Raw genomic sequence first — 25,068 nt, 5'->3', positions numbered from 1 at the left:
GGCTGCCGGCTCCTTCCCCACCCGGGGGACTAGTGCACGAGGGTGTCCGTGGCGGTCGGCGCTCCGCGGTAGAGCTCCTCGATCGCGGCCGCGAAGTCCTGGAGGATCGCGTTGCGCTTGATGCTCAGCTTCGGGGTGAGGTGTCCGCTGTCCTCGGTGAACTCGGTGGGCAGGATCACGAACTTGCGGATGGACTCCGCCCGGGAGACGTGGGCGTTCGCGGCGTCGATCGCACTCTGGACCTCGGCGCGGACGGCCGGGTTGTCGACGGCCTGTTCGAGCGGCATCGCCTCGTCCTGACCGTTGTTCTTCAGCCACACGGGCAGCATCTCCGCGTCCAGTGTGATGAGCGCAGAGATGAAGGGGCGCCGGTCGCCGAGGACGACGACCTGACCGACGATCGGGTTGGCGCGGATGGGGTCCTCGAGCGCGGCGGGGGAGACGTTCTTGCCTCCCGCCGTGACGAGCAGCTCCTTCTTCCGACCGGTGATCCGGAGGTGTCCGTCGCTGTCCAGTTCGCCGATGTCGCCGGTGCGGAACCACTCGCCGTCGAACGCCTCGGCGGTGGCGGCAGGGTTGTTCCAGTACTCCCGGAACAGGTTGACGCCCTTGGTCTCGATCTCGCCGTCGTCGCGGATGCGGATGGAGACTCCGGGCATCACGGGGCCGACGGTGCCGATGCGGAAGCTGCTCGGACGCCCGACCGAGACGGGCGCGGTGGTCTCAGTGAGCCCGTAGCCCTCGAGGATCAGGATGCCGAGGCTGCGGTAGAAGTGGCCGAGCCGGTCGCCGAGCGGGGCGGAGCCGGACACCGCGTGGGTGACCTTGCCGCCCATCGCCGCCCGGATCTTGGCGTAGACGAGCTTGTCGAACAGCGCGAACTGCAGTTTGAGGCCGAGCGGGACCGAGCCCGCGTCGAGCGCCTTCGAGTGGGCGACCGCCACATCGGCCGCTTTGCGGAAGATCTTGCCCTTGCCGCCGGCCTCTGCCTTCTGCTCGGACGAGTTGTAGACCTTCTCGAAGACGCGCGGGACCGCGAGGAGATAGGTCGGCTTGAAGGTCGCGAGCGAGGGGAGCAGCTTCTTGGTGTCGGGCTGGTGCCCGGTCTTCACGCCGCTGTAGATGTTCACCACCGCGATGAACCGGGCGAAGATGTGCGCCAGCGGGATGAAGAGGAGGGTGGTGCTGCCGGGGCGCAGCACCTCGGGGATGGCGGCCTGGGTGTTGCGGCTCAGCTCCACGAAGTTCTCGTGCGTCAGCACGCAGCCCTTGGGGCGTCCGGTCGTTCCCGAGGTGTAGATGATCGTGGCGATGTCGTCTTCGCCGGCGAGGGTGCGGCGGCGCTCGAGCTCCTCGTCGGGAACCGCGGCGCCGAGCGCGGTGAGCTTGTCCAGGTCGCCGCGGTCGATCTGCCACACCAGGCGCACCTGGGGGAGGTCGCCGTGCACCTCGTCGAAGTTCGCGAAGTGCGACGGGCTCTCGAGGAAGACGGCGATCGCGCCGGCGTCGCTGAGGTTCCACTGAACCTGGGCCGGCGCGGAGGTCTCGTAGATGGGCACCACGATCGCGCCGGCGAACCAGGCCGCGAAGTCGATGAGCGTCCACTCGTAGCGCGTCCTGGCCATCAGGCCGATCTTCTCGCCCGGCTCGATGCCGGACGCGACGAAGCCCTTCGCGAGGGCGCGGACCTGGTCCAGGAAGTCCCGGGCCGAGACGTCGACCCACTTCTCGCCCTGCTGGCGGGCGAAGAGGGGGACATCCGGGGTGAGAGCGACCCGCTCGAGGAGGAGGTCCGTGGCGTTGGCCTGCGGGGTCGGCTCCGTCATGGGGGGCGCGTCGATCTGGTGCACGGCAACTCCTTCGGTACCGGGATGCTGCCGCCAGTCTAGTGGGCGGGGGTGCACCGACCCCTGGCGGCGGCCGCCCAGTCCGGGGTACGCACGCCACTAGGCTTCCTCCGTGCACGCGATAGGAATCGACATCGGCGGCACGAAGATCGCCGGCGCCGTGGTCGACGATCTCGGCGCCATCGTCGCGGAGACCCGCAGGCCCACCCCCGCCGGCGACAGTGCCCTGCTCGAGGATGCCGTCGTCGAGATGGTCACCCAGCTCGCCGCGGATCACGAGGTGGCCGCCGTCGGCGTCGCCGCAGCAGGGTTCATCGACGCCGCGCAGTCGGTCGTCTACTACGCGCCCAACATCGCCTGGCGCAACGAGCCCTTCCGGGACAAGCTCGAGGCGCGCCTCGGGCTGCCGATCCTGGTCGAGAACGACGCGAACGCGGCCGGCTGGGCGGAGTTCCGCTTCGGCACCGGCCGGCTCGTCAGCGACATGGTGATGATCACGATCGGCACCGGCGTAGGCGGCGCGATCGTGCACGACGACAAGCTCTTCCGCGGCGGCTTCGGGGCCGCCGCCGAACTGGGTCACCTGCGGGTGGTGCCCGACGGGCTGCCCTGCGGCTGCGGTGCGCGCGGCTGCATCGAGCAGTACGGCTCGGGGCGGGCCCTGCTGAGGATGGCGAACGAGATGGCAGACGCAGGGGGCATCGGCAATGCCCTCGCGGCCGCGCGGACCCGCACCGGCGCCTTGACCGGCACCGACGTCGGCCGGCTGATCGGCGAGGGGGACCCCGGCGCCCTGTCCGCGCTCCGGCAGCTCGGCGGCTGGCTGGGCCAGGCCTGCGCGAGTCTCGGCGCGGTGCTCGATCCGCAGCTCTTCGTCTTCGGCGGGGGAGTGTCGGAGGCGGGCGAGGCGCTGCTCGAGCCGGTGCGGGCGGCCTATCTGGATGCGCTTCCGGCTCGCGGCTACCACCCGGAGCCGGAGTTCCGGGTGGCCGAATTCGCGGGAGGCGCGGGCGTCGTGGGCGCCGCCGATCTGGCCCGCGCGCACTTCCTCTCGGCCGGCGACCCGTCCAGCTACTCCGCGCACGGCGACGCCGCGGCCGGCTCCTGAGCCCCGGCTAGGCTGAGCGCGAGGGAGGTACCATGCGCGTCTTCTACTGGGTGCTGAAGTACGTCTTTGTGGGCCCCTTCCTGCGCCGGACGTTCCGTCCGTGGGTCACGGGCATGGAGAACGTGCCCAAGCGCGGCGCCGCGATCCTGGCCAGCAACCACCTCTCGTTCATCGACTCGGTGATCCTGCCCGTCGAACTGGACCGGCGGATCTCCTTCCTCGCGAAGGCCGAGTACTTCACCGGCAAGGGGCTGAAGGGCTGGGCGGTGCGCTCCTTCATGCTCGCCACGGGCCAGCTGCCCATCGACCGCTCCGGCGGCAAGGCCTCCGAGGCCGCCCTGAGCACCGGGCTGAGTGTCCTGCGCCGGGGCGAGCTGCTCGGCATCTACCCCGAGGGCACCCGCAGTCACGACGGCAAGCTGTACCGCGGGCGCACGGGCATCGCCCGGATGGTGCTCGAGGGACAGGTTCCCGTCATCCCGGTCGCGATGATCGACACGGAGAAGGCGATGCCCATCGGCAGCAGGATGCCGAAGGTCCGCCGGATTGGCATCGCCATCGGGGAACCGTTAGATTTCTCCAGGTTCTCCGGGCTGGAGGGCGACCGCTTCATCCTGCGCTCCATCACCGACGAGATCATGTACGAGCTCGCGCGTCTGAGCGGGCAGGAATACGTGGATGTCTATGCATCTTCGGCTAAGGGGGCGGCTGTCCCCGCCGTCCGCTAGACCCGCTCTCCCTACACCTGCCGAGGAACCCTGTGCTCGACTCCACCGAAACGATCGTCGCCGCCAGCCCTGACGTCCTGGCAGGCCTCGACCACTGGCGCACGCTCGAGATCAAGCACCAGCCGGCCTGGCCGGACTCGACCGCTGCAGCAGCGGCCTCCGCGAAGATCGCCACCATGCCGCCGCTGGTGTTCGCGGGCGAGATCGATCAGCTGCGCGATCGGCTGGCACGCGCCGCGCGGGGGGAGGCGTTCCTGCTGCAGGGCGGCGACTGCGCCGAGACGTTCGCGGGTGCCACCGCCGACCAGATCCGCGCCCGGGTGAAGACCCTGCTGCAGATGGCCGTCGTCCTCACCTACGGCGCCTCGATGCCGGTGGTGAAGATGGGCCGGATGGCCGGGCAGTTCGCCAAGCCCCGCTCGAGCGATGTGGAGACCCGCGGCGGCGTCACACTGCCCGCCTACCGGGGCGACATCGTCAACGGCTACGACTTCACCGCGGAGTCGCGGCAGCCGGACGCCGACCGGCTCGTCCAGGGCTACCACACGGCGGCCGCCACCCTGAACCTGGTCCGCGCGTTCACTCAGGGCGGCTTCGCGAGCCTCAAGGAGGTGCACAGCTGGAATCGCGGCTTCGCCTCGAACCCGGCCAATGCCCGCTACGAGGGCCTCGCGCGCGAGATCGACCGCGCCATCCGCTTCATGGAGGCGGCGGGCGCCGACTTCGACGAGCTCAAGCGCGTCGAGTTCTACACCGGCCACGAGGGCCTGCTGATGGACTACGAGCGCCCGATGACCCGGATCGACTCCCGCAACGGGACCCCGGTGGCAACGTCCGCCCACTTCCTCTGGATCGGCGAGCGCACGCGCGACCTCACCAGCGCCCACGTCGACTGGTTCTCCCGCATCCGCAACCCGATCGGCGTGAAGCTCGGTCCCTCCACCACGCCCGCCGTGATGGAGGCGCTGATCGACAAGCTCGATCCGAACCGCGAGCCGGGGCGACTCACCTTCATCACCCGGATGGGTGCGGGCAAGGTGCGGGACGCGCTGCCGCCACTGCTCGAGCATGTGAAGACCCTCGACGCCAACCCGCTGTGGGTGACCGACCCCATGCACGGCAACGGGGTCACCACGCCCCTCGGCTACAAGACGCGGCGCTTCGACGACATCGTCGACGAGGTGAAGGGCTTCTTCCAGGCGCACCGTGCCGCGGGCACGCACCCGGGCGGCATCCACGTGGAGCTCACCGGCGACGACGTGACCGAGTGCCTCGGCGGCTCCGAGCACATCGACGAGGCGACCCTGGCGACCCGCTACGAGTCGCTGTGCGACCCGCGCCTCAACCACATGCAGTCGCTGGAGCTCTCCTTCCTGGTGGCCGAGGAGCTGTCCGCCCGCTGACGCGCTCGCGCGGTGCGCAGACCGACCGCGGGTGAGGGCACCGCGCGTCGCCGCTCGCGCCGGGCGACGCGGCTCCTAGAAGGCGACGCTGACGGTGGAGCCGCGGAGCGCCGAGTCTCCGCCGACCGGGTCGGTGGCGGTCACCACCACGCTCGGCAGGTCGTCTGCCGCCGTGTTGTAGGCCAGAGCGAAGCCGGCCTCGTCGAGGAGCGGGCGCGCCTCCGACCAGCTGAGGCCGACGACGTTCGGCACCACGACGAGATCCATGCCGAGCGAGACGTGCACCGTGACGGTGTCGCCGGGCCGGAACGGGCGGTCGTCGCCGTCCTTGTCGGTCGCCTTGTCCACCGAGAGGATGTCGCCCATCTCGCTGTCGCCGCTGTTGTCGTACGAGGCGTCGCCCTCGGCGAGCTTCAGGTCGACCTTCTCGAGGGCGGCGGTGGCCTGGGCGACGGTCATGCCGACCACGTTCGGGACCGGCCCGGCCGACAGGACGAGGGAGAGGGTGGCGTGGTCCGGGTAGAGGGCGCCCTTCTTGATCGCCTTGCCGCGGCCGTCGAGCACGCGCAGCACCTCGCCGGCCGCGGCGTCCTCGGTGAACTCGCGCTGCACGTCGTCCGCGACCTGGAAGCGCGCGTCGGCCAGGGCGGCCCGGGCCTCGGCCTCGGGGGTGCCGACCACGGCGGGGACGGGCAGCGGCTCCGGGCCCTTCGACACGTGCAGCGTGATGGGGGTGTCGCGGAGCACCGAGTCGCCGGGGGCGGGATCGGTGGAGGACACCAGGTCCTTGTCCGTGCGGTAGTCGAACACCTGGTCCTGGCCGCCGACCGTGAAGCCGGCCGCGGCGAGCTCGGCGGTCGCGTCGCCCACGCTCAGGCCGGCGACCGAGGGGACGCCGACGTGCGCGCCGGGGCCCGACCCGAAGTACCAGCCGGTGCCGCCGGCGACCGCGGCGAGCATGAGCACCAGGCCGAACAGCCAGAACCCGCGGCGCCTGCGCCGATGCACGGCCGCCGACAGCTGGCTCGCGCTCTCGAGCGCGACGGGTCCGGTGCGGCGCGCGCGGCTGAGCACCTGCGTCTCGCCGGATTCGTGCACCGTCGTGGTCGGCGACCCGGCGGCCGGGAGCACCATGGTGCGCTGGGTGGCGGTGGAGACGCCGCCCAGGCCCTCGCGGATCAAGTTCTGGGTCTCGAAGAGCTGGTCGAGCAGGGCGCGCGCGTCGCGGGGCCGCTGCTCGGGGTCGCGGGCGGTGGCCCACAGCACGAGCTCGTCGAGCGCGACCGGAATCCCGGGATTCCTGGTGCTGGGAGCAGGAACGGTCTCGTTCGCGTGCTGATAGGCGATCTGCACGGGCTGGTCGCCCTTGAACGGCTGGTCGCCGACCAGCATCTCGAACATCATGATGCCGACCGCGTAGATGTCGCTGCGGGTGTCGGCGATGCCACGGGTGACCAGCTCGGGGGAGAGATACGCGATCGTGCCGAGCAGGGCCTGACCCGTCGCGGTGTTCGCGGTGGCGGCGCGGGCGAGGCCGAAGTCGCCGATCTTGATGCGCCCGTCGTCGGCGAGCAGCACGTTCTCGGGCTTCAAGTCGCGGTGCACGATGCCGGCCTTGTGCGCGGCGGCGAGCCCCGCGAGCACGGCCTCCATGATGTCCATGGTCTGCTCGGGAGTGAGCTTGCCGTACTCCTTGAGGAGGTCGCGCAGGGTGATGCCCTGCAGGTACTCCATGACCAGGTAGGCCATGTCGGAGTCCTGGCCCTGGTCGAAGACGTTCACGACGTTGGGGTGGGCCAGCCGGGCGGCGGAGCGGGCCTCCTGGATGAAGCGGTCGCGGAAGGCGGCGTCATCGGCGAGGTGGCCGTGCATCACCTTGATGGCCACCCGGCGCTCGAGGCGCAGGTCGGTGGCGAGATAGACGGTCGCCATGCCGCCCCGGGCGATGCGAGCGCGCACCTGGTATCGCCCGTCCAACAGGCGCCCGACCATGGGGTCGGTCTGGCTAGCACTCACCGTACGAGTGTACGAAGGACCGTTCCGGCGGAGGGGCCTAGGCCCGCGGCAAGTCGATTATTCGCTTGCTCGGCCGTCTGCCGTCGAGCTCAGCCGAGCTCGCCCAGCCATGCCTCGGCAGAGATCTCCCACTTGGCGTAGGCGTCCGGGTATGCCGACAGCTGAACCGCCTGTGCCGCCTCGGAGAGCGCCATGCTCTCCCAGCCCTCGATGTCCAGCAGGCCGGACGTGTCCTCGTTCGGGTTCTCGGGGCCGCCGAAGAAGGCGCGCACCGAGTGCTCCGGGTCGAGGATCTGCTCCGGAGTGCCCCAGCCCATGCCGGGACGCTGCTGGAACAGGCCGACCGAGTCGAGATGTCCCCAGTCGAGGTTGTGCAGGGCGGACTCCTGTGCGGCGGCGGCCAGTGCGATGACGAGGCCGCGGTCGCTCACCCCCAGCTCGCGCCCGATGCGGATGATGCTGCGGGCGTTGTCGCGCATCGCATCCGAGAGGCCGACGACGGACGCGGACGAGACCGGCGGGACGGCGGCGCTGCGCTCCAGTGCGGCGGCGGGGGAGTCGACCGGGAGCACGATGCTCTGGCCGGGGAAGATGATGCTGTCCCGCCCGAGCCCGTTGGCGGTGAGCACGGCGTCGGTGTCCACGCCGTACGAGCCGGCCACGCCGCTGATCGTGTCGCCCTCGGAGATCGTGTACCGCACGAGCGGGCTGTCCGCGGGGATCACCGCGGTCGACGCCGTGTTGAGGCTGAGCACCTGGCCGGGGAAGATCAGTGACTTCCAGCTCAGGCCGTTGAGGGTGAGCACCGAGGCGGTGGAGAGGCCGTAGCGGCCCGCGATGTCGCTGACCGTGTCGCCCTCGGCCACGGTGTACTCACGCGGCGCGTAGCTCTGTGCGGGGCCGGTGGCCGCCGAGTGCACGCCGGCCCCGTCCGCACCGGCCGTGGCAGGCGTCGGGACCGATGCTGCGGCCGCCGCCGCGCCGGAGATCCTGTTCTTCGCGGCCTTGATCACGCGGACCGGCTTCGCGGGACGCTTGACCGTGGTCACCTCGGCGGCAGCGCCGCCCAGCGTCAATGCGAGCGAGCCGGCGAGCACGACCGGCAGGACGCCGAGGAAGCTCCGCCCGGGCGCCCGGCCTGCGGCGGCGACATGCCTCCCGCGCGCACCCGGCGCGCGCAAGAGTCGTTCGAGAGTCCTGGCCATCGTGGTCCCCATCCATGGTGCCGTGCTTCGTCCCTTTTCCCCCAGGGACGCCGATCACGGTGCCATAGAAGGAGGACGGAGTCAATCCAAGTGGCTGATGTGACGGGGGTTCATCTGATCGTAACAATCCGCTGTGCCGGTCCCCGGGGCGCTCGTGGACCACGGAAAGCCGCAGAACTGGCATCCTTGGAGGGTGGTTGCGACCGAAGAGCAGGACTGGCTGACCCTTCCCGAACTGGCCGAGCGGTTCGACGTGCCGCTCAGCCGGGTGCGGCGGATGATCGAGGAGCGGTACCTGATCGCGCTCCGGGTGGACGGCGTCCTCCGCGTGCCGGCGGACTTCGTCGACGAGGACGGGCCGCGGCACGAGCTGCGGGGCACCATCATGCTCCTCGGCGACAGCGGCTACTCCGACCAGGAGGCCGTCGACTGGATCCTCAGCGAGGACGAGGTGCTCGGCACCCGGCCGATCGATGCGCTCCGCGCCGGGCGCAAGGCCGAGGTCCGGCGGGTCGCCCAGGCGCTCGCCTTCTAGGCTCTCGCGTCGTTTCAGCTCGTCCGCCGGGTGAGCGGCTCGACGAGCGCCGCGAGGTCCCGACGAGCGGTGCTCGAGATCGGTGCGACCGCGAGCGCCTCCCGCGCCCGTCCGGCGTTCTCGTCGATCATCCGCTCGACGAGCTCCACCGCTCCGCTTCGCCGGATCGTGGTCTGCAGCAGCTCGATCTGCGCCGGCTCCAGATCCGGATCGCCGAGGAGCTCGTCGAGCAGCCGGCGGGGTCCCGGCGCGAGCGTGGCGCGGGTGAGGGCGACGAGGACCGTGCGCTTGCCCTCGACGAGGTCGTCGCCCGCCGGCTTCCCGGTCACCTCCGGGTCCCCGAAGACGCCGAGCAGGTCGTCCCGCAGCTGGAAGGCGATGCCGAGCGGCACGCCGAAGTCCCGGAGCGCAGCCACCTGCGCCAACGAGCCGCCGGCGAGGCTCGCCCCGATCACGAGCGGGGCCTCAACCGAGTACTTGGCGGACTTGTAGAGGATCACGCGCTCCGCGCGGGGGAGTGCGTCCGCCTCGGACACGACCGGCCAGGCGCGCTCCTCGACGAGGTCGAGGTACTGGCCGGCCGTCACCTCCAGTCGCATCCGCTCGTACTCGGCCCTCGCGGCCGAGGCCGCGGTCGGCGAGGGGATGCGGCGCAGCCCCTCGGTGAGCAGCTCGTCGCTCCAGCTCTGCAGCAGGTCCCCGAGCAGGATCGCCGCCGCCCGGCCGAAGGTCTCCGGATTCCCCGAGTAGCCGCTCTCGACGTGCAGCCGCTCGAATCGGCGATGGGCGGACGGCGCGCCCCGGCGGGTGTCCGAGCTGTCGATCAGATCGTCGTGCACGAGGGCAGCGGCGTGGAACAGCTCGAGGGCGCTGGCGGCCGTCACGACCGCGTCGAGGACGTCCGGATCGGTCGTCCGGTCGTCGTCGACGCACTGCCAGCCCTCCCAGCAGAAGAGGGCGCGGAATCGCTTGCCACCTCTGAGAAATTGCCGGGAGATCCCCGCGAACGGGGTGGCCTCCTCGGCGATGGCGGTGAAAATGGAGGCGCGCTCATCAACGTGTCGATCGAGTCGGTTCTGGACGAGATCGACGAGACGGGCGCCCTGTGTCACAGCGCCTAGCCTAGCCACGGGTGCACGGCTAAGATTTGGCTCTACCACGGGCCCGACCCGCCCTAGCGAGCCGAGGTGAGGAGAAGGAAATGCCGCTCTCAGAGCAAGAACAGCGCCTCCTCGACGAGATGGAACGCAACCTGTATCAGAACGACGCCGAGTTCGTGGCGACGGTCGGCGGCAGACGCGGTCGCATCAGCTACACCGCCCTGGTCGTGGGCGTCCTCGTCGCTGTGCTCGGAGTGGCCGTGCTCGTGGCCGGCGTCGTGCTGCGCCAGCCGATCATCGGCGTCGGCGGCTTCGTCGTGATGTTCGCCGGCGTGCTCGTGGCACTGGGATCTCCTCGGCGGCCCTCCGCCGCTCCCCGTTCCACTCCCTCTCGGGGCGGTCGCGGACATTCCTCCGGCGGTGGCTTCATGGACCGGATGAACTCCCGCTGGGAGCGTCGCCAGGGCGACATGGGTCGCTGACCCTCACCTCCTTCTCTGCGACACGAGCCGGCCTTCGGGCCGGCTCTTTCGCGTTGCGCCCACGCTGAGGACCGGGCGCGCCACAGGGCCGCCCCGGGGCCCCACTTCCCTCCATAGGGCCCGATTCCGTGCGCTCGTCCTCCACTTCGCCTCCGGATGCGCCGACGACCCGCCTGGTTCCGGGGATCCGGGTCGACGGCGGCCGTCGGAACCCTCCTTCCGTCGACTGTCGCTCCCGTCGGCTCCCCCCGGACTGGGGCCCGGAATCCCGCGCTTTCGTGGCGCTTTCGTGACCTAGCACGCCCCTGCGACATTGTTGAGTGGGGGGTAGTGGAGTAAAGTGGAGCAATCCTGATCGGCCGAACCAAGGGAGTGGAGATGCCATGTTTCTCGGCACATACACCCCCAAGCTCGACGAGAAGGGGCGGATCATCCTTCCCGCCAAGTTCTGGGACGAGCTCGCGGGAGGGGTCGTGCTGACGCGCGGCCAGGACCGCTGCATCTACGTCTTCAGCTCACGGGAGTTCGAGGAGCTGCACGACCGCATCCGTCAGGCGCCCGTCACCGGCAAGCAGGCACGCGACTACGTGCGCCTCCTGCTGTCAGGAGCCCACGCCGAGACGCCGGACAAGCAGCACCGGGTGACGATCCCGCAGGGCTTGAGGACCTACGCGGGACTCGATCGCGAACTCGTGGTGATCGGTGCAGGGAGCAGGGCCGAGATCTGGGACGCCGAGGCATGGACCGCCTACGTGGCCGAGAACGAGGACGGCTTCGCCAACACGGCTGAGGAGGTGATACCCGGAATCTTCTAGGCCGCACCAGCGGCCGCCCGCCGTGCGACCCCCAGCCGTCGTGACGCCCTGACACACTTCCCCGGTGCCAGGTCGACTCGAACGGATGGGGATCGGACGGCGGGCCGGAACCGGCTCATCATGGACGAGAACGCCATCCACATCCCCGTGCTTCGGGACCGCAGCATCGAGCTGCTCGCGCCCGCTATCTCCTCTTCCGAGGCAGTCGTCGTCGACGGCACCCTCGGCATGGGCGGCCACGCCGCCGCCCTCCTCACCGCCTTCCCCGACCTCCGCCTGATCGGCATCGACCGCGACCCCGAGGCACTCGAGCTCGCCGGTCGCCGGCTCGCCCCGTTCGGCGATCGCGCCGTGCTCGTGCACGCCGTCTACGACGAGATCGACGAGATCGTCGCCGAGCACGCTCCGGGAGGGGTGCAGGGCATCCTGCTCGACCTGGGCGTCTCCTCCCTGCAGCTCGACCGCACCGAGAGGGGCTTCGCGTACTCCAAGGACGCGCCCCTCGACATGCGGATGGATTCCACCGCCCCGCTCACCGCTCAGCAGGTGCTCGCGGAGTACGACGAGGAGTCGCTCCGGCGGATCTTCGCCGAGTACGGCGAGGAGCGCCTCGCCGGACGGTTCGCCCGCCGGATCGTGGAGCGCCGCGCCACCGCGCCGCTCACCCGGTCCGGCGAACTCGTCCGACTCATCGCCGCCGCCACTCCCGCCGCCCTGCAGCGCACCGGCCACCCGGCCAAGCGCGTCTTCCAGGCTCTCCGCATCGAGGTCAACGGCGAGCTCGCCGCGCTCGAGCGCGCCATGCCCGCCGCCCTCGACTCCCTCGCCGTCGGCGGGCGGATCGTCGTCCTCGCCTACCAGTCCCTGGAGGACCGGCTCGTCAAGCGCGAGCTCGCCCGCCGCTCCACCTCGACCGCTCCCGCCGGTCTTCCCGTCGAACTGCCCGAACACCGACCCGAATTCCGTCTCCTCGTCCGCGGCGCCGGCCGCGCGAGCGAAGAGGAGATCACCGCAAACCCGCGCGCGACACCCGTTCGCCTGCGCGCGGCAGAGCGACTCCGCCCCGTTCCGCCCGGACGAGGCACTGCCACCCGACAAGGAACGCCATGAGCGCCGCTCTCGCCACCGCCCCACTCCGCCGCCCGATCTCGCCGGGACTTCCGCGCCCGGAGCCGGTCCGCGCTCCCCGCATCGAGATCGCCCCGGTCCGCGCGCAGCGCCTCGCCCGTCCTCGGGTCGCGTACGCCGGAACGGTCGTCGCCGGCATCGGTGCACTGATGATCGCCCAGCTCGCGCTGAGCATCGCGCTGTCCGACGGCGCCTACACGATCGACCGCCTCGAGACGACGCAGAAGGAGCAGGCGCGCTCGGTCCAGCAGCTGACGGAGGACCTCGGCCGGCTCGCATCGCCCCAGAACCTCGCCAAGAACGCGGAGGCGCTCGGCATGGTGCAGAACGCCAACCCGGTCTGGCTGCGCATGTCGGACGGCGCGGTCATCGGCACCCCGGCGGCGGCGGCAGGAGGCTCCGGCGTCCTCGCGGCCGGCGGCTCGCAGGTGGCGAACGACCTCCTCAACGGGGTCCCGCTCGTGACCGAGGTGTCGGCCGACGCCACAGGAGCCGCCACGGCAGCCGCCGCAACGCCGGTCCAGCCTGCGGCCCCACTGGCCGACCCGGAGCTACCGTTGCAGGGCCTGCCGGCGCCCGCCACGCGCTAGCCCATACTCGCAAGGGACGCACGTGACGAGACGAAGCGCCCGACGGCGGATCGCGCTGAGCGCGCTGCTGCTGGTGGCGATCCTCGGGACGTTCCTCATCCGGCTCGTGGACATCCAGGTGGTGCACGCCGATGCGCTGAACGCGCAGGCCGAGGACAAGCGGTCGATCCCGCAGGTGATCCTCGGCGAGCGAGGCGACATCTTCGACAGCACCGGCGTCCTGCTCGCCGACAGCGTGCTCCGCTACGACATCACCGCCTCGCCGAAGTACGCCGTGACCTCCACCGACGTCCCTCCCGAGACGGCGGCCGAGCAGCTGGCTCCGATCGTGGGCGTTCCCGCGGCGAAGCTGGTCAAGGTTCTCCGCGACGCTGTCGCCGAGAACCCCGACTCGGACTACGCCTACCTCGCCAAGAAGGTCGACGCCCAGCAGTTCGAGCAGGTGCGAGCCCTCGGCATCCCGTGGGTGTACTACGAGGCGCACGCCGGCCGGACCTATCCGAACGGCGCGGTCGCGGGCAACCTGCTCGGCTTCGTCGGATCGCAGAACGAGGCGCAGGCCGGGGTGGAGCTCGCCGACGACTCATGCCTCGCCGGCACCGACGGCAGCGAGGTGTACGAGCGCAGCGCCGACGACGTCCGCATTCCCGGCAGCACGGTCGTCACCACGCCCGCCGTCGACGGCCGCGACCTGATCCTCACCATCGACCGCGACCTGCAGTGGTTCGTGCAGCAGACGCTCGCCAGCTACGCGAAGAAGTTCGGGGCCAAATGGGGCACCGTCGTCGTGCAAGAGGTCAAGTCCGGCAAGCTGCTCGCCGTGGCCGACTACCCGTCGGTCGACCCCAACAACGTCAACGCCACCGTGCAGTCGCCGGATCCGGCGCTCGGCTCCCGGGCCTTCACCGCCCCGTTCGAGCCGGGCTCGACCTTCAAGACCCTCACTGCGGCATCGCTCCTGGATGCCCGCCTCGTGACCCCCGCGACCCACGTCCTGGCGCCCTACCGGTTCACGACCCCGGATGGCGCCGACGTGAACGACAGCGAGTACCACGGCGACATGAGCCTCACCCTCACGGGCGTCCTCAAGGAGTCGAGCAACACCGGCCTCTCCCAGCTCGGCCTCCGGATGACCCCGGAGCAGCGGTACGCGTACATGCGGGCGTTCGGTCTGGGGGCGCGGACCGAGGTCGACTTCGGTGCCGAGGCGACCGGCGACCTCAACAGCGGGCCGGACTGGGACGCGCAGTCGAACCTCGCGACCATGTTCGGCCAGGGACTCACCGTGACCGCCGTGCAGATGGCGAGCATCTACCAGACCATCGGCAACGGGGGAGTGCGGCTGCCCGTCTCGCTCGTCGCGGGCTGCCGCCTGGCGGACGGGACCCTCACCGACACGCCGGCCACGGAGGGCACCCGGGTGATCTCCGCGACGGCGGCGCGCGAGACGGTGGACATGCTGGAGAACGTGGCGACCAAGGGCTGGCTCGCCGACCAGGTCGCGATCCCCGGCTACCGGCTCGCCACCAAGACCGGCACAGCGCAGCAGCCCGACGGGCACGGCGGCTACACGAAGAGCTACCTCGTCTCGCTCGCCGGCATCGCTCCCGCCGACGACCCCCAGTACGTCGTCTCGGTGAGTCTCGCCGACCCGGTTAAGATGAACACGTCGGGAGCGGCCGCGCCGATCTTCCACGATGTGACGACCCAGGTGCTCAAGCAGTTCGGGGTCGTGCCGTCGGGATCCAGCTCTCCGGATCTTCCGACGAACTACTGACCGCGTGCCGCGAGGCGCGGCCCGCGCGAGCGGGCATCGTCGAAAGGGACCCGCTCGTGGCCTCGACCCTCCGACCGGAGCACCCCGTACCCCGGTCCCTGGACCGCCTGGCGCGGGACTTCTCGCTCCAGACGATCGGCTCCGTCGAGGACGTGGAGGTCACCGGCGTGTCCGTCGACTCCCGTGACATCGAGGACGGCGACCTGTACGTCGGCCTTCGCGGGGCGCGCTCGCACGGCGCCGCCTACGCCGCCGAGGTGCGCGAGCGCGGCGCCGTCGCCCTGCTCACGGACCCCGAGGGCGCCGAGCTCGCCGCCGGCGCCGGCCTGCCCATCCTGGTGACCCCCGACCCCCGCGCCGCGCTCGGCGACGTGGCCGCCTGGGTGCACCGCACCGGTGAGCACCCCCCGCTGCTCCTGGCCGTGACGGGGACCAACGGCAAGACGAGCGTCGTCTACCTGCTCGACGCCATCCTGCGCCAGCTGGGTGTGGTCACCGGGCTCAGCTCCACCGCGGAGCGGCGGGTGGGCGACGAGTCGGTCGGCAGCTCCCTCACCACTCCGGAGGCCAGCGAGCTGCACGCGCTCCTCGCCCGCATGCGGGAGAGCGCGGTGCGCGCCGCCGCCATCGAGGTCTCGGCTCAGGCGATGACCAAGGGACGCGTCAACGGCCTGCTCTTCGACGTGGTCGGCTTCACCAACCTGAGCCACGACCACCTCGACGACTACCCGGACATGGACGCGTACCTGCGCGCCAAGCAGACCCTCTTCGAACCCGACCGTGCGCGCCGCGCCGTGGTCAACGTGGACTCGGAGTGGGGCCGCCGCGTGGCGGACGAGGCGCGGATCCCCGTCGCGACCCTCGCCACCTCGCGCGCGCCCGGCGCCGACTGGACCGTCACGGTCACCGAGGAGACCCGCTCGCACACGGGCTTCTCGCTCGAGGGTCCCGGCGGAGTCCGGCTCGAGACGCGGGTGCCGCTCTTCGGCTGGTACATGGCCGCCAACGCCGCGCTCGCCATCGTGATGCTCGTCGAGTCCGGCTTCGGAGCTGAGGCCATCGGCCACGCGCTCGACCGCGACGGCGGCATCCGGGTCTACATCCCAGGGCGAGCCGAGCGCGTCTCCGGCGAGGGTGCTCCCGCCGTCTACATCGACTACGCCCACACCCCCGACGCCTTCCTCAACACCCTGGACGCCCTTCGCCCGCTCACCCCCGGGCGCGTGCTGATGGTGTTCGGCGCGGACGGCGACCGCGACAAGAGCAAGCGGGACGAGATGGGCGGCATCGCCGCCCGCGGCGCCGACGTCGTGATCATCACCGACTTCCACCCGCGCTTCGAGGATCCCGCCGAGATCCGTGCCACCCTGATGGCCGCCGCCCGCCGCGCCAAGCCGGACGGCGAGCTCTACGAGATCGCCGACCCCCGCCAGGCGCTGCGGCACGCCATCTCGCTCGCCACGGTGGGGGACTCGATCCTCTACGCCGGGCCGGGCCACGAGGACTACCAGGAGATCGCCGGAGTGAAGCACCCCTATTCCGCCCGGGACGACGCCCGTTCCGCCCTGTCCGAGGCCGGCTGGAGCGTCGAGCGGTGATCGCCCTGACCCTGGCCGAGATCGCCGCCGCCACGTCCGGACGCCTGCACCCCGCCGGATCGGAGAGCCCCGACACGATCGTCGACGGCACGGTCGAGACGGACTCCCGGGAGATCGCCCCGGGGGGCATCTTCGTCGCCAAGCGCGGCGAGGCCACCGACGGGCACCTGTTCGCGCCCTCCGCCGTCGATGCGGGAGCCGCGCTCCTGATCGTGGAGCGCCCGCTCGACCTGCCCGTGCCGCAGATCGTCGTGGAGGACTCCGTCGTCGCCCTCGGCGCCTTGGCAACCGAGGTCGTCCGCCGGGTGCGGGCGCTGGGCCGGCTCCGGATCGTCGCCGTCACCGGCTCCAACGGCAAGACGACGACCAAGAACCTGCTGCGCGCCATCCTGGAGCGCCGAGGCGCCACCGTCGCCCCCCGCGAGTCCTTCAACAACGAGGTGGGCGCGCCGCTGACCATGCTGCGGCTCACCGAGGAGACCGACTTCCTCGCCGCCGAGATGGGGGCGAGCGGGATCGGCGAGATCCGCCGGCTCGTGCGCATGGCCCGGCCCGACGTCGGCATCGTCCTCACCGTGGGACTCGCCCACGCGGGCGAGTTCGGCGGCATCGAGCGCACGGTGCAGGCCAAGACAGAGATGGTCGAAGACCTCCTGCCGACCGACGTGGCCGTGCTCAACGCCGACGACTTCCGGGTGGCAGGGATGGCCGCCGCCACCCGTGCGCGCGTGCTCTGGTTCGGTCGCTCTGAGGGCGATGTGCGGGCGAGCGACGTGCAGGCCGACGCCCGCGGCACCCGCTTCCTGCTGCACCTGCCCGGCGAGGAGCCGCGGCGGGTGAGCTTCGCCGTGCTGGGCGAGCACCACGTGACCAACGCCCTCGCCGCCGCCGCGGCCTGCTCCGCCCTCGGGGTTCCCGCCGAGGACGTCGTGGCAGGGCTGGAGAGCGTCACGCGCGCCGAGCGGTGGCGGATGGAGGTGCTGCCGGGCGAGAACGTCACTGTCATCAACGACGCATACAACGCGAGCCCGGACTCGATGGCGGCCGCCCTCAAGGCGCTCGCCCAGATCGCGCCCGCCCGAAGCGTCGCGGTGCTCGGCGAGATGAGCGAGCTGGGCGAGTTCTCCGACGAGGAGCACGACCGCATCGGCCGCCTCGCCGTGCGGCTCGGGATCGGCCAGCTGATCGTGGTCGGCCGCGGTGCCGTGCGGATGCATCTGGCCGCGTCGCAGGAGGGCTCCTGGGACGGCGAGAGCCTCTTCGCGGAGGACCTCGAGCAGGCCGAGGAGCTCGTCGCCGGGCTGCTCCGCGACGGCGACACGGTGCTGGTGAAATCGTCGAACTCGGCGCGGCTCCGGTTCCTGGGCGATCGCCTGGGAGAATTGGTCTCGTGCAGGCGCTTCTGACTGCGGGGGTCGTGTCCCTCGCCATCACGCTGTTCGGCACGCCCCTCTTCATCCGGCTCTTCAAGCGGCTCGGCTGGGGGCAGTTCATCCGCGACGACGGCCCGGTCAGCCACCACGCCAAGCGCGGAACCGCCACGATGGGCGGCCTCGTCGTCATCCTCGCCACCCTCGTCGGCTACTTCGCCGGCACGCTGTCGAGCGGCGAGCGGATCCAGGTCTCCGCCCTGCTCGTGCTGTTCATGATGGTGGGGCTCGGCGTCGTCGGCTTCGTCGACGACTTCCTCAAGACCCGGAACCAGCGCAGCCTGGGTCTCGGCGGCTGGGCGAAGATCCTCGGCCAGGTGGCTGTCGCCGTGGCCTTCGCGCTGCTCGCCCTGCAGTTCCCCAACCGCGACGGACTGACCCCGGCGACGACCGCTGTCTCGGTGTTCCGGGACACCCGGTTCGACTTCGTGCTGCTCTTCGGCGCTGTCGGAGGACTCCTCGTCTACCTCGTCTGGGTGGCCTTCATCACCACAGCGACCTCGAACGGCGTCAACGTCGCCGACGGCCTGGACGGGCTCGCCACCGGCGCGTCGATCCTCTCCATCGGCGCGTTCATCATCATCGGCTTCTGGCAGAACAACCAGTACGCCTTCGACGCCGCTCTCGATCCGAGCGTGGCCTACAAGGCCTACTACGTCCGGGATCCGCTCGACCTGGCCATCGTGGCGACGGCGATCGTCGGCGCGCTCGTCGGGTTCCTGTGGTGGAACACCTCGCCCGCCCAGATCTTCCTCGGCGACACCGGCTCGCTCGCCCTCGGCGGCGCGCTCGCCTCGCTCTCCGTGCTCAGCCGCACCGAGCTCCTGCTCCTGCCGATCGGCGGCCTGTTCGTGATCGTGACCGGCTCGGTGATCCTGCAGCGGGCCTACTTCAAGGTGAGCGGCGGCAAGCGCATCTTCCTGATGAGTCCTCTGCACCATCACTTCGAGCTGAAGGGCTGGGCGGAGGTCACGGTCGTCGTGCGCTTCTGGATCATCGCCGGCCTCCTCGCGGCGGCCGGCGTGGGAGCCTTCTACCTGGAGTGGCTGTCGCGATGACGGACCGCCTCGAGGAGCTGACCAGCTGGCACGCCGACTGGTCGGGGCTCCGCGTGGCCGTGCTCGGCCTGGGGGTGACCGGCTTCGCCGCGGCCGACACGCTGATCGAGCTCGGCGCCGAGGTGCTGGTGGTCGCCGACCGTGCCGACCCGCAGCGCGCGAACCTTCTCGACGTCCTCGGCGGCAGCCTGGTCGCGGGCGGCGATGCCGACGGACAGGTCAGGGCCGTGGCCGGCTTCGCCCCCGACGTGCTCGTCGTCTCGCCCGGCTACCACCCCGACTCGCCGCTGCTGCGCGCCGCCGCGGAGGCGGGCACCCCGGTATGGGGCGACATCGACCTCGCCTGGCGGGTGCGCGACAAGACGGGCACCCCGGCCGAGTGGATCGCGGTGACCGGCACCAACGGCAAGACCACCACCGTGCGGCTCGTCACCGCGATGCTGCAGGAGGCGGGCACGCGCGCGATCGCCTGCGGCAACATCGGCGTCCCCGTCCTCGACGCCGTGCGCGATCCCGCCGGCTTCGACGTGCTCGTCGTCGAGCTGTCCAGCTATCAGCTGCACTGGACGGAGCTCGTGTCGCCGTGGGCCAGTGTGTGCCTCAACGTCGCCGACGACCACCTCGACTGGCACGGCTCCGCCGAGGCCTACGCCGCCGCCAAGGGCCGCGTGTACGAGCGGACTCAGGTGGCGTGCGTCTACAACCTCGACGACCCGACCACGGAGCGGCTCGTGCGGGACGCCGACGTGCGAGAGGGCGCCCGCGCGATCGGCTTCGGCCTCAGCATCCCCGGTCCGAGCGACCTCGGCATCGTCGAAGGGATCCTCTGCGACCGCGCGTTCCTCGAGGACCGGCAGAGGACCGCCCTGGAGCTCACCACCGTGCAGGAGCTGCACGACGCAGGACTCTCGGCTCCGCATGTGGTCTCCAACGTCCTCGCCGCGAGCGCCCTCGCCCGCTCCCTCGACGTGACCCCCGACGTGATCCGCCGCACCCTGCAGACCTTCCGCCTCGACCCGCACCGGATCGAGCTGGTGGCCGAGCAGGACGGCGTCCGCTGGGTCGATGACTCCAAGGCGACCAACCCGCACGCCGCCGACGCCTCGCTCGGCGCGTTCGACTCGGTCGTCTGGGTGGTCGGCGGGCTGCTCAAGGGCGTCGACATCGGCGACCTCGTGCGCAGCCGCGCCGGGCGGATCCGGGCCGCCGTGGTGCTCGGGACCGACCGCTCGGCGGTGCTCGACGCGTTCGCGCGACACGCGCCCGCCATTCCGGTGCACCAGGTGACCGCAGGCGAGACTGGGCAGGTCATGCCGGAGGTCGTGCGGCTGGCCGCCGCCGCCGCCCAGCCGGGCGATGTGGTGCTCCTGGCTCCGGCAGCCGCGTCGATGGACCAGTTCGACGACTACGGCCACCGCGGCAGGGAGTTCCAGTCCGCGGTTCTGCAGCTGCTGGGAGGTGTCACGGATGACCCGGACGCCCCCGCACCCGCCTGAGCCAAGGCTCCGGGTGGCGCCTGCCCGCGCAGTCCCGCCCCGCGCGGCCCCGTCCCCCCGGCCCGGCATGGTGGCGCGCATCTCCCTCGGCGCCCGCGCCACCGCCGACTCGGGAAGCTACTTCCTGCTGCTCGGCACGACGGTCTTCCTCGTCGCCCTCGGACTGGTCATGGTCCTGTCCTCGTCGTCCGTCGAGTCGGTCGCGGCGGGACGCGGCTTCCTCGGCGACTTCCTGACCCAGGGCGGAGCGGCCCTGATCGGCCTGCCGCTCATGCTGATCCTGTCGACGCTGCCCGCCCGCTTCTGGCGGTGGATCGCCACGCCCGCGCTGATCTCCTCCGCGCTTCTGCAGCTCCTCGTCTTCACCGGCCTCGGCACCGAGTACGGCGGCAACCGCAACTGGCTGGACCTCGGCTTCGTCGATGTCCAGCCATCCGAGGTCACCAAGGTGGCGCTCGTGCTCTGGCTCGGCAACGTGCTCGCAAGCCGCCAGCATCTCCTCGGCAACGGCAAGCGGCTGCTCTGGCTGGTCGTGCCGGTCCCCGGCTTCGTGATCCTCCTCGTGCTTCTCGGCAAGGACCTCGGCACCGTGCTGATCATGGCGGCCATGGTCTTCGGTGCCCTGTTCTTCGCGGGGGTCCGCCTGCGCTTCCTCGCCCTCGGCGCAGGAGCCGCGACCGCACTCGCCCTGCTGATGGCGCAGGTCAGCAGCTCGCGGGTGGAGCGCATCCAGGCGTGGCTGAGCGGCTGCCAGACCGACTACCTCGGAGCCTGCTGGCAGGTGCAGCACGGCACCTGGGCCCTCGCCGCGGGCGGCTTCTTCGGCGTCGGGCTCGGCAACTCCAAGGCGAAGTGGTCCTGGCTGCCCGAAGCCGACAACGACTTCATCTTCGCGGTCATCGGCGAGGAGCTCGGCCTGCTCGGCGCCGTCGTCGTGCTGCTGCTCTTCGTCGTGCTCGCCGTCGCCTTCGTGCGGATCGTCGAGGGCACCACCGACCCGTTCGCCCGGATCGTCACGAGCGGCATCATGGTCTGGGTGCTCGTGCAGGCCTTCGTCAACATCGCCGTCATCCTCGGGCTGCTGCCCGTGCTGGGAGTCCCCTTGCCCCTCATCTCCGCAGGCGGCACCTCGCTCCTCACCACGCTCGGCGCCCTCGGCATCGTGCTCTCGTTCGCCCGCTCGCGGCCGGACGACCTTCGGCTCGGTACCGGGACCGGGGGAGTGCCGGCCGGGCGCGGAGCTCGGTTCGGCGGGCCGGTCGCCGTCGGACGGACGGTCCGGCGATGACCACCTGGCTGCTCGCCGGCGGCGGGACCGCCGGACACGTCAATCCGCTGCTCGCCGTCGCCGACACGCTGCTCCGCCGGCGGCCCGGCGACGAGATCCTCGTGCTCGGCACCCGCGAGGGTCTCGAGGCGCGGCTGGTCCCCGCCCGCGGCTACGAGCTGATCACGATCCCGCGGCTGCCCTTCCCGCGGCGACCGAACGGGGCTGCCCTGAGCTTCGGTCCCGAATTCTCCCGGACCGTGTCGAACCTCGGCCGCACCCTCCTCGAACGCGGTGTGCAGGGCGTCGTCGGCTTCGGGGGCTACGCCGCCGCGCCCGCCTACCTCGCCGCCCGGCGGGCCCACCTGCCCCTCGCGCTGCACGAGGCGAACGCCAAGCCGGGCATGGCCAATCGCCTGGGCAGCAGGCTGACCCGCACCGTCGGTGTCGCGTTCCCCGGCACGCCTCTGCGCGGAGCCACCGTGGTCGGCATGCCGCTGCGGCGGGAGATCGAGACCCTCGACCGCGCCGCGCTCCGCGACGAGGCGCTCCGGCACTTCGGCCTCGATCCGGTCAGGCCGGTGCTGCTGGCCACCGGTGGCTCGCTCGGCGCCCGGCGCATCAACGCCACGGTGCACGAGTCCGCGCAGGCGATCCTCGACGCCGGCTGGTCGATCCTGCATCTCGTGGGCGGCAGCGCCGAAGTCGCCGACCCCGGCCTGCCCGGCTACCGGATGCTCGAGTACTCCGACCGGATGGAGCTCGCGCTCTCCGCCGCCGACTTCGCCGTCTCGCGTGCGGGTGCCGCGACGGTCAGCGAGCTGACCGCACTGGGCATCCCCGCCGTCTACGTCCCGTACCCCGTCGGCAACGGCGAGCAGCGCTTCAACGCCCGCGGCGTGGTCGCGGCGGGCGGCGGCGTGCTCGTCGAGGACTCGCGATTCCTGCCCGCGTTCGTGACCGGCGAGGTCCTGCCGCTGCTGCGCGACCCGGCCCGCCGGGAGGCGATGGCGGCCGCCGCGGCCTCCAGCGGATCCCGCGACGGCGCCGACCGGATGGTCGACCTGCTCCTCGGCGCGCGGTAGCCGCTGCCGAGCCGGCCGGAGCGACCTCGTACCCTAGAACCCGTGCCCATCAAGCCGGACCTCTCCCTGCAGCTTCCCGAGGAGATCGGAAGCCTGCACTTCGTGGGCATCGGCGGTGCCGGCATGAGCGGAATCGCCCACATGTTCCTGGGGGCCGGGCACCGGGTGTCCGGCTCGGACCGCGAAGAGGGCCCGTACCTGGCGCCGCTGCGCGAGGCGGGCGCGCGGATCGCCGTCGGCCACGCGGCCGAGAACGTCGGCGACGCGGACGCCCTGGTGGTGACCAGCGCCCTCTGGGAGGACAACCCCGAGTACCGCTACGCCCTCGAGCACGGCATCCCGGTGCTGCACCGCTCCCAGGCGCTCACCTGGCTGACCTCCGGCAAGCGCGTGGTCTCCGTCGCGGGTGCCCACGGCAAGACGACGTCGGCGGGCATGATCATCACCGCGCTGCTGGAGCTGGGCGCGGATCCGAGTTTCGTCAACGGCGGCGTGATCTCCTCGCTCGGCCGCAGCGCCTCCCTCGGCACCGGAGACCTCTTCGTGCTCGAGGCGGACGAGTCGGACGGCTCCTTCCTGCTCTACGACACCGCCGTCGCCCTCATCACCAACGTCGACTCGGACCACCTCGACCACTACGGCAGCATCGGCGCGTTCGACGCCGCCTTCGCCTCGTTCGCGGACCGCACCGCCGAGCTCGTCGTCCTCTCCTCCGATGACACCGGGGCCCAGCGGATCCGGGGCATGCTCGCGCACCAGCGCATCCTCAGCTTCGGCGAGGCCGACGATGCGGACGCCCGGGTGCACTCGCTCTCCACGGTGGGCGGGCTCTCCTGCCTCGTGGCCTGGCAGGGCCAGGACTACGAGCTGCGGCTGCGGGTGGACGGCCGGCACAACGCCATCAACGCGGCGGGCGCCTTCACCGTGCTCGCCGGCATGGGCTTCGACCCCGGCGAGGTCGCCGCCGCGCTCGGCGCGTTCGGCGGCACCAAGCGCCGCTTCGAGCTGAAGGGCACCGTCCGCGGCGTCCGGGTCTACGACGACTATGCGCACCACCCGTCGGAGGTGGCCGCCGCACTGGCCGCGGCACGGACCGTCGTGGGGGAGGGGCGCGTCATCGCGATCCACCAGCCGCACCTGTACAGCCGGACGCAGGCGATGGCGCCGCAGTTCGCCAAGACCTACGAGGACCTCGCGGACTACACGGTCGTGCTCGACGTCGACGGAGCCCGTGAGGACCCCGTGCCGGGCGTGACGGGGGCTCTCGTGCAGCAGGAGTTCGCCGACCAGTCTCGGGTCGCCTTCCTGCCCGGCTGGCAGGACGCGGTGGACCGCGTCGCCGGGATCGCCCAGGAGGGCGACATCGTGATGACCCTCAGCTGCGGCAGCGTCTACCGGATCATCCCGCAGCTGCTCGACACGCTCGCAGCGGGGGCGGTCGAGGGGTGAAGCGCCCCGTCGGCTACGACGTCCCCCCTGCCCCCGCGCCGCCGACCTCCGCGCGGCGCGGAGCCGGGCGGTCGACTCGCACGCCCGAGCGCGCACTCCCGCCCGACGGGATGACGCCCGCCCAGGCGGCTCGGCTCCTGCGCCGTGCGAGCCGCGCGCGGAGGCGAGCGGAGAAGTCCGAGGTCCGCCGGTTCACGCGGCACAGCCGCCGACGCCGGATCGCCGTGCTGGTCGGCGCGGGCGCACTCCTCGGCACGGCCGGCCTGGTGACCGCCGCCGCGTTCTCGCCACTGTTCGCCCTGCGCACCATCGAAGTCCAGGGCGCCACCCGGATCGCCGAGGGCGACCTGCGCTCCGCGCTCGACGACCAGCTCGGCACGCCGCTTCCGCTCCTCGACCTCGGCAGGGTCCAGCGGGAGCTGGCCGGGTTCCCCCTCATCCAGAGCTTCGTCACCGAGAGCCGCCCGCCGGACACCCTCGTGGTGCGGATCGTCGAGCGCACCCCGGTCGGGGTCGTGCGGGACAGGAAGGGCTTCGACCTGGTCGACTCGGCAGGGGTGACGCTGCAGAGCACCGCGAAGCGCCCCGACGGCTACCCCGTCGTCGAACTGACGGACGCGGACGTTCGGAGCATCCCGTTCCGTGCGGCCGCCGCCGTGCTCGTCGCCCTGCCGGCGGACCTCGCCGCCCAGGTGGACTCCATCACCGCGCGCACCACCGACGATGTGTCCCTCAAGCTCCGCGGTGGCCAGCGCGTCGCGTGGGGGAGCGCCTCCGATTCGGTGCGCAAGGCGCAGCATCTGGCGCTGCTGCTGAAGCAGAACCCGGCCGAGGTGCACGAGTACGACGTGTCATCGCCCGGCGTCGGGATCCTGCGCTGACCCGGGCGACGCCGACTCGCCGAGGCTGCGGAGATCCAGCGACGACACGCGGCCCCGCCTGCCGGGTCGC

The 25,068-nt window shown here is 71.6% G+C and carries 21 protein-coding genes; 17 read left to right on the top strand and 4 right to left on the bottom strand.

The window, feature by feature from the left end; all coding sequences use genetic code 11:
* Positions 1–29: 29 nt before the first annotated feature.
* Positions 30–1,826 (bottom strand): AMP-dependent synthetase/ligase, encoded by a 1,797-nt coding sequence (locus tag JWR33_RS00200; RefSeq protein WP_297408526.1) that lies wholly within the window; start codon positions 1,824–1,826, stop codon positions 30–32.
* A gap of 133 nt (positions 1,827–1,959) precedes the next feature.
* Between JWR33_RS00200 and JWR33_RS00195 the strand changes: the two genes are divergently transcribed.
* The 3 genes from JWR33_RS00195 to JWR33_RS00185 are packed head-to-tail and all read left to right on the top strand — an operon-like array spanning position 1,960 to position 5,086.
* Entirely contained in the window at positions 1,960–2,955 is a 996-nt protein-coding gene (locus JWR33_RS00195) for an ROK family glucokinase (protein WP_297408457.1), read from the top strand.
* A gap of 32 nt (positions 2,956–2,987) precedes the next feature.
* On the top strand, positions 2,988–3,683 hold the full coding sequence (locus JWR33_RS00190; RefSeq protein WP_297408456.1) for a lysophospholipid acyltransferase family protein: 696 nt from the start codon (positions 2,988–2,990) through the stop codon (positions 3,681–3,683).
* Between the two features lie 32 nt (positions 3,684–3,715).
* Complete coding sequence (locus JWR33_RS00185) at positions 3,716–5,086, top strand: class II 3-deoxy-7-phosphoheptulonate synthase (RefSeq protein ID WP_297408455.1); 1,371 nt, start codon at positions 3,716–3,718, stop codon at positions 5,084–5,086.
* Between the two features lie 75 nt (positions 5,087–5,161).
* Here the strand turns inward: JWR33_RS00185 and pknB are convergent, their stop codons facing one another.
* A complete protein-coding gene (pknB, locus tag JWR33_RS00180; protein WP_297408454.1) occupies positions 5,162–7,102 on the bottom strand; it encodes a Stk1 family PASTA domain-containing Ser/Thr kinase in 1,941 nt (646 codons plus the stop codon).
* Positions 7,103–7,191: 89 nt separating this feature from the next.
* Positions 7,192–8,307: a LysM peptidoglycan-binding domain-containing protein gene (locus JWR33_RS00175; RefSeq protein WP_297408453.1), complete on the bottom strand. Its 1,116-nt coding sequence runs from the start codon at positions 8,305–8,307 to the stop codon at positions 7,192–7,194.
* A 193-nt stretch (positions 8,308–8,500) separates the two neighbouring features.
* On the opposite strand from JWR33_RS00175, the gene JWR33_RS00170 reads away from it, so the two are divergent.
* Positions 8,501–8,842 carry an Rv2175c family DNA-binding protein gene (locus JWR33_RS00170; protein ID WP_297408452.1) on the top strand — a complete coding sequence of 114 codons (342 nt, stop codon included), beginning with the start codon at positions 8,501–8,503 and terminating at the stop codon, positions 8,840–8,842.
* Between the two features lie 14 nt (positions 8,843–8,856).
* On the opposite strand, the gene JWR33_RS00165 is transcribed toward JWR33_RS00170, so the two are convergent.
* The gene (locus tag JWR33_RS00165) at positions 8,857–9,954 is read right to left on the bottom strand and encodes a polyprenyl synthetase family protein (RefSeq protein ID WP_297408451.1); all 1,098 of its coding nucleotides are present in this window, start codon (positions 9,952–9,954) and stop codon (positions 8,857–8,859) included.
* Between the two features lie 89 nt (positions 9,955–10,043).
* On the opposite strand from JWR33_RS00165, the gene JWR33_RS00160 reads away from it, so the two are divergent.
* The 13 genes from JWR33_RS00160 (at position 10,044) to JWR33_RS00100 (ending at position 24,998) form a co-directional block, all read left to right on the top strand.
* Complete coding sequence (locus JWR33_RS00160; RefSeq protein WP_297408450.1) at positions 10,044–10,424, top strand: DUF3040 domain-containing protein; 381 nt, start codon at positions 10,044–10,046, stop codon at positions 10,422–10,424.
* Positions 10,425–10,807: 383 nt separating this feature from the next.
* The gene (gene mraZ / locus JWR33_RS00155) at positions 10,808–11,239 is read left to right on the top strand and encodes a division/cell wall cluster transcriptional repressor MraZ (protein ID WP_297408449.1); all 432 of its coding nucleotides are present in this window, start codon (positions 10,808–10,810) and stop codon (positions 11,237–11,239) included.
* A gap of 120 nt (positions 11,240–11,359) precedes the next feature.
* The gene (rsmH, locus tag JWR33_RS00150) at positions 11,360–12,349 is read left to right on the top strand and encodes a 16S rRNA (cytosine(1402)-N(4))-methyltransferase RsmH (protein WP_297408448.1); all 990 of its coding nucleotides are present in this window, start codon (positions 11,360–11,362) and stop codon (positions 12,347–12,349) included.
* Positions 12,346–12,957 (top strand): hypothetical protein, encoded by a 612-nt coding sequence (locus tag JWR33_RS00145; protein WP_297408447.1) that lies wholly within the window; start codon positions 12,346–12,348, stop codon positions 12,955–12,957. Before rsmH ends, JWR33_RS00145 begins: the two co-directional genes overlap by 4 nt.
* A gap of 22 nt (positions 12,958–12,979) precedes the next feature.
* Positions 12,980–14,734, top strand: a complete 1,755-nt coding sequence (locus JWR33_RS00140; protein ID WP_297408446.1) for a penicillin-binding protein 2 — start codon at positions 12,980–12,982, stop codon at positions 14,732–14,734.
* A 56-nt stretch (positions 14,735–14,790) separates the two neighbouring features.
* A complete protein-coding gene (locus JWR33_RS00135; protein WP_297408445.1) occupies positions 14,791–16,332 on the top strand; it encodes a UDP-N-acetylmuramoyl-L-alanyl-D-glutamate--2,6-diaminopimelate ligase in 1,542 nt (513 codons plus the stop codon).
* Positions 16,329–17,738: a UDP-N-acetylmuramoyl-tripeptide--D-alanyl-D-alanine ligase gene (gene murF, locus JWR33_RS00130; protein WP_297408444.1), complete on the top strand. Its 1,410-nt coding sequence runs from the start codon at positions 16,329–16,331 to the stop codon at positions 17,736–17,738. Before JWR33_RS00135 ends, murF begins: the two co-directional genes overlap by 4 nt.
* The gene (mraY, locus tag JWR33_RS00125) at positions 17,723–18,820 is read left to right on the top strand and encodes a phospho-N-acetylmuramoyl-pentapeptide-transferase (protein WP_297408443.1); all 1,098 of its coding nucleotides are present in this window, start codon (positions 17,723–17,725) and stop codon (positions 18,818–18,820) included. Before murF ends, mraY begins: the two co-directional genes overlap by 16 nt.
* Positions 18,817–20,316 (top strand): UDP-N-acetylmuramoyl-L-alanine--D-glutamate ligase, encoded by a 1,500-nt coding sequence (gene murD, locus JWR33_RS00120; RefSeq protein WP_297408442.1) that lies wholly within the window; start codon positions 18,817–18,819, stop codon positions 20,314–20,316. Before mraY ends, murD begins: the two co-directional genes overlap by 4 nt.
* Positions 20,317–20,329: 13 nt before the next feature.
* On the top strand, positions 20,330–21,604 hold the full coding sequence (gene ftsW, locus JWR33_RS00115; protein ID WP_297408441.1) for a putative lipid II flippase FtsW: 1,275 nt from the start codon (positions 20,330–20,332) through the stop codon (positions 21,602–21,604).
* Complete coding sequence (locus tag JWR33_RS00110; RefSeq protein ID WP_297408440.1) at positions 21,601–22,668, top strand: glycosyltransferase; 1,068 nt, start codon at positions 21,601–21,603, stop codon at positions 22,666–22,668. Before ftsW ends, JWR33_RS00110 begins: the two co-directional genes overlap by 4 nt.
* A 42-nt stretch (positions 22,669–22,710) precedes the next feature.
* Positions 22,711–24,117, top strand: coding sequence for a UDP-N-acetylmuramate--L-alanine ligase (gene murC, locus JWR33_RS00105; protein ID WP_297408439.1), 1,407 nt, complete (start codon positions 22,711–22,713; stop codon positions 24,115–24,117).
* A 110-nt stretch (positions 24,118–24,227) separates the two neighbouring features.
* On the top strand, positions 24,228–24,998 hold the full coding sequence (locus tag JWR33_RS00100) for an FtsQ-type POTRA domain-containing protein (protein WP_297408438.1): 771 nt from the start codon (positions 24,228–24,230) through the stop codon (positions 24,996–24,998).
* Positions 24,999–25,068: the final 70 nt, after the last annotated feature.

This window comes from Naasia sp., assembly GCF_025465545.1.
Taxonomy (GTDB): domain Bacteria; phylum Actinomycetota; class Actinomycetes; order Actinomycetales; family Microbacteriaceae; genus Naasia.
The sequence above is the reverse complement of the archived record's forward strand: the minus strand, read 5'-3'. Positions and strand labels throughout refer to the sequence as shown.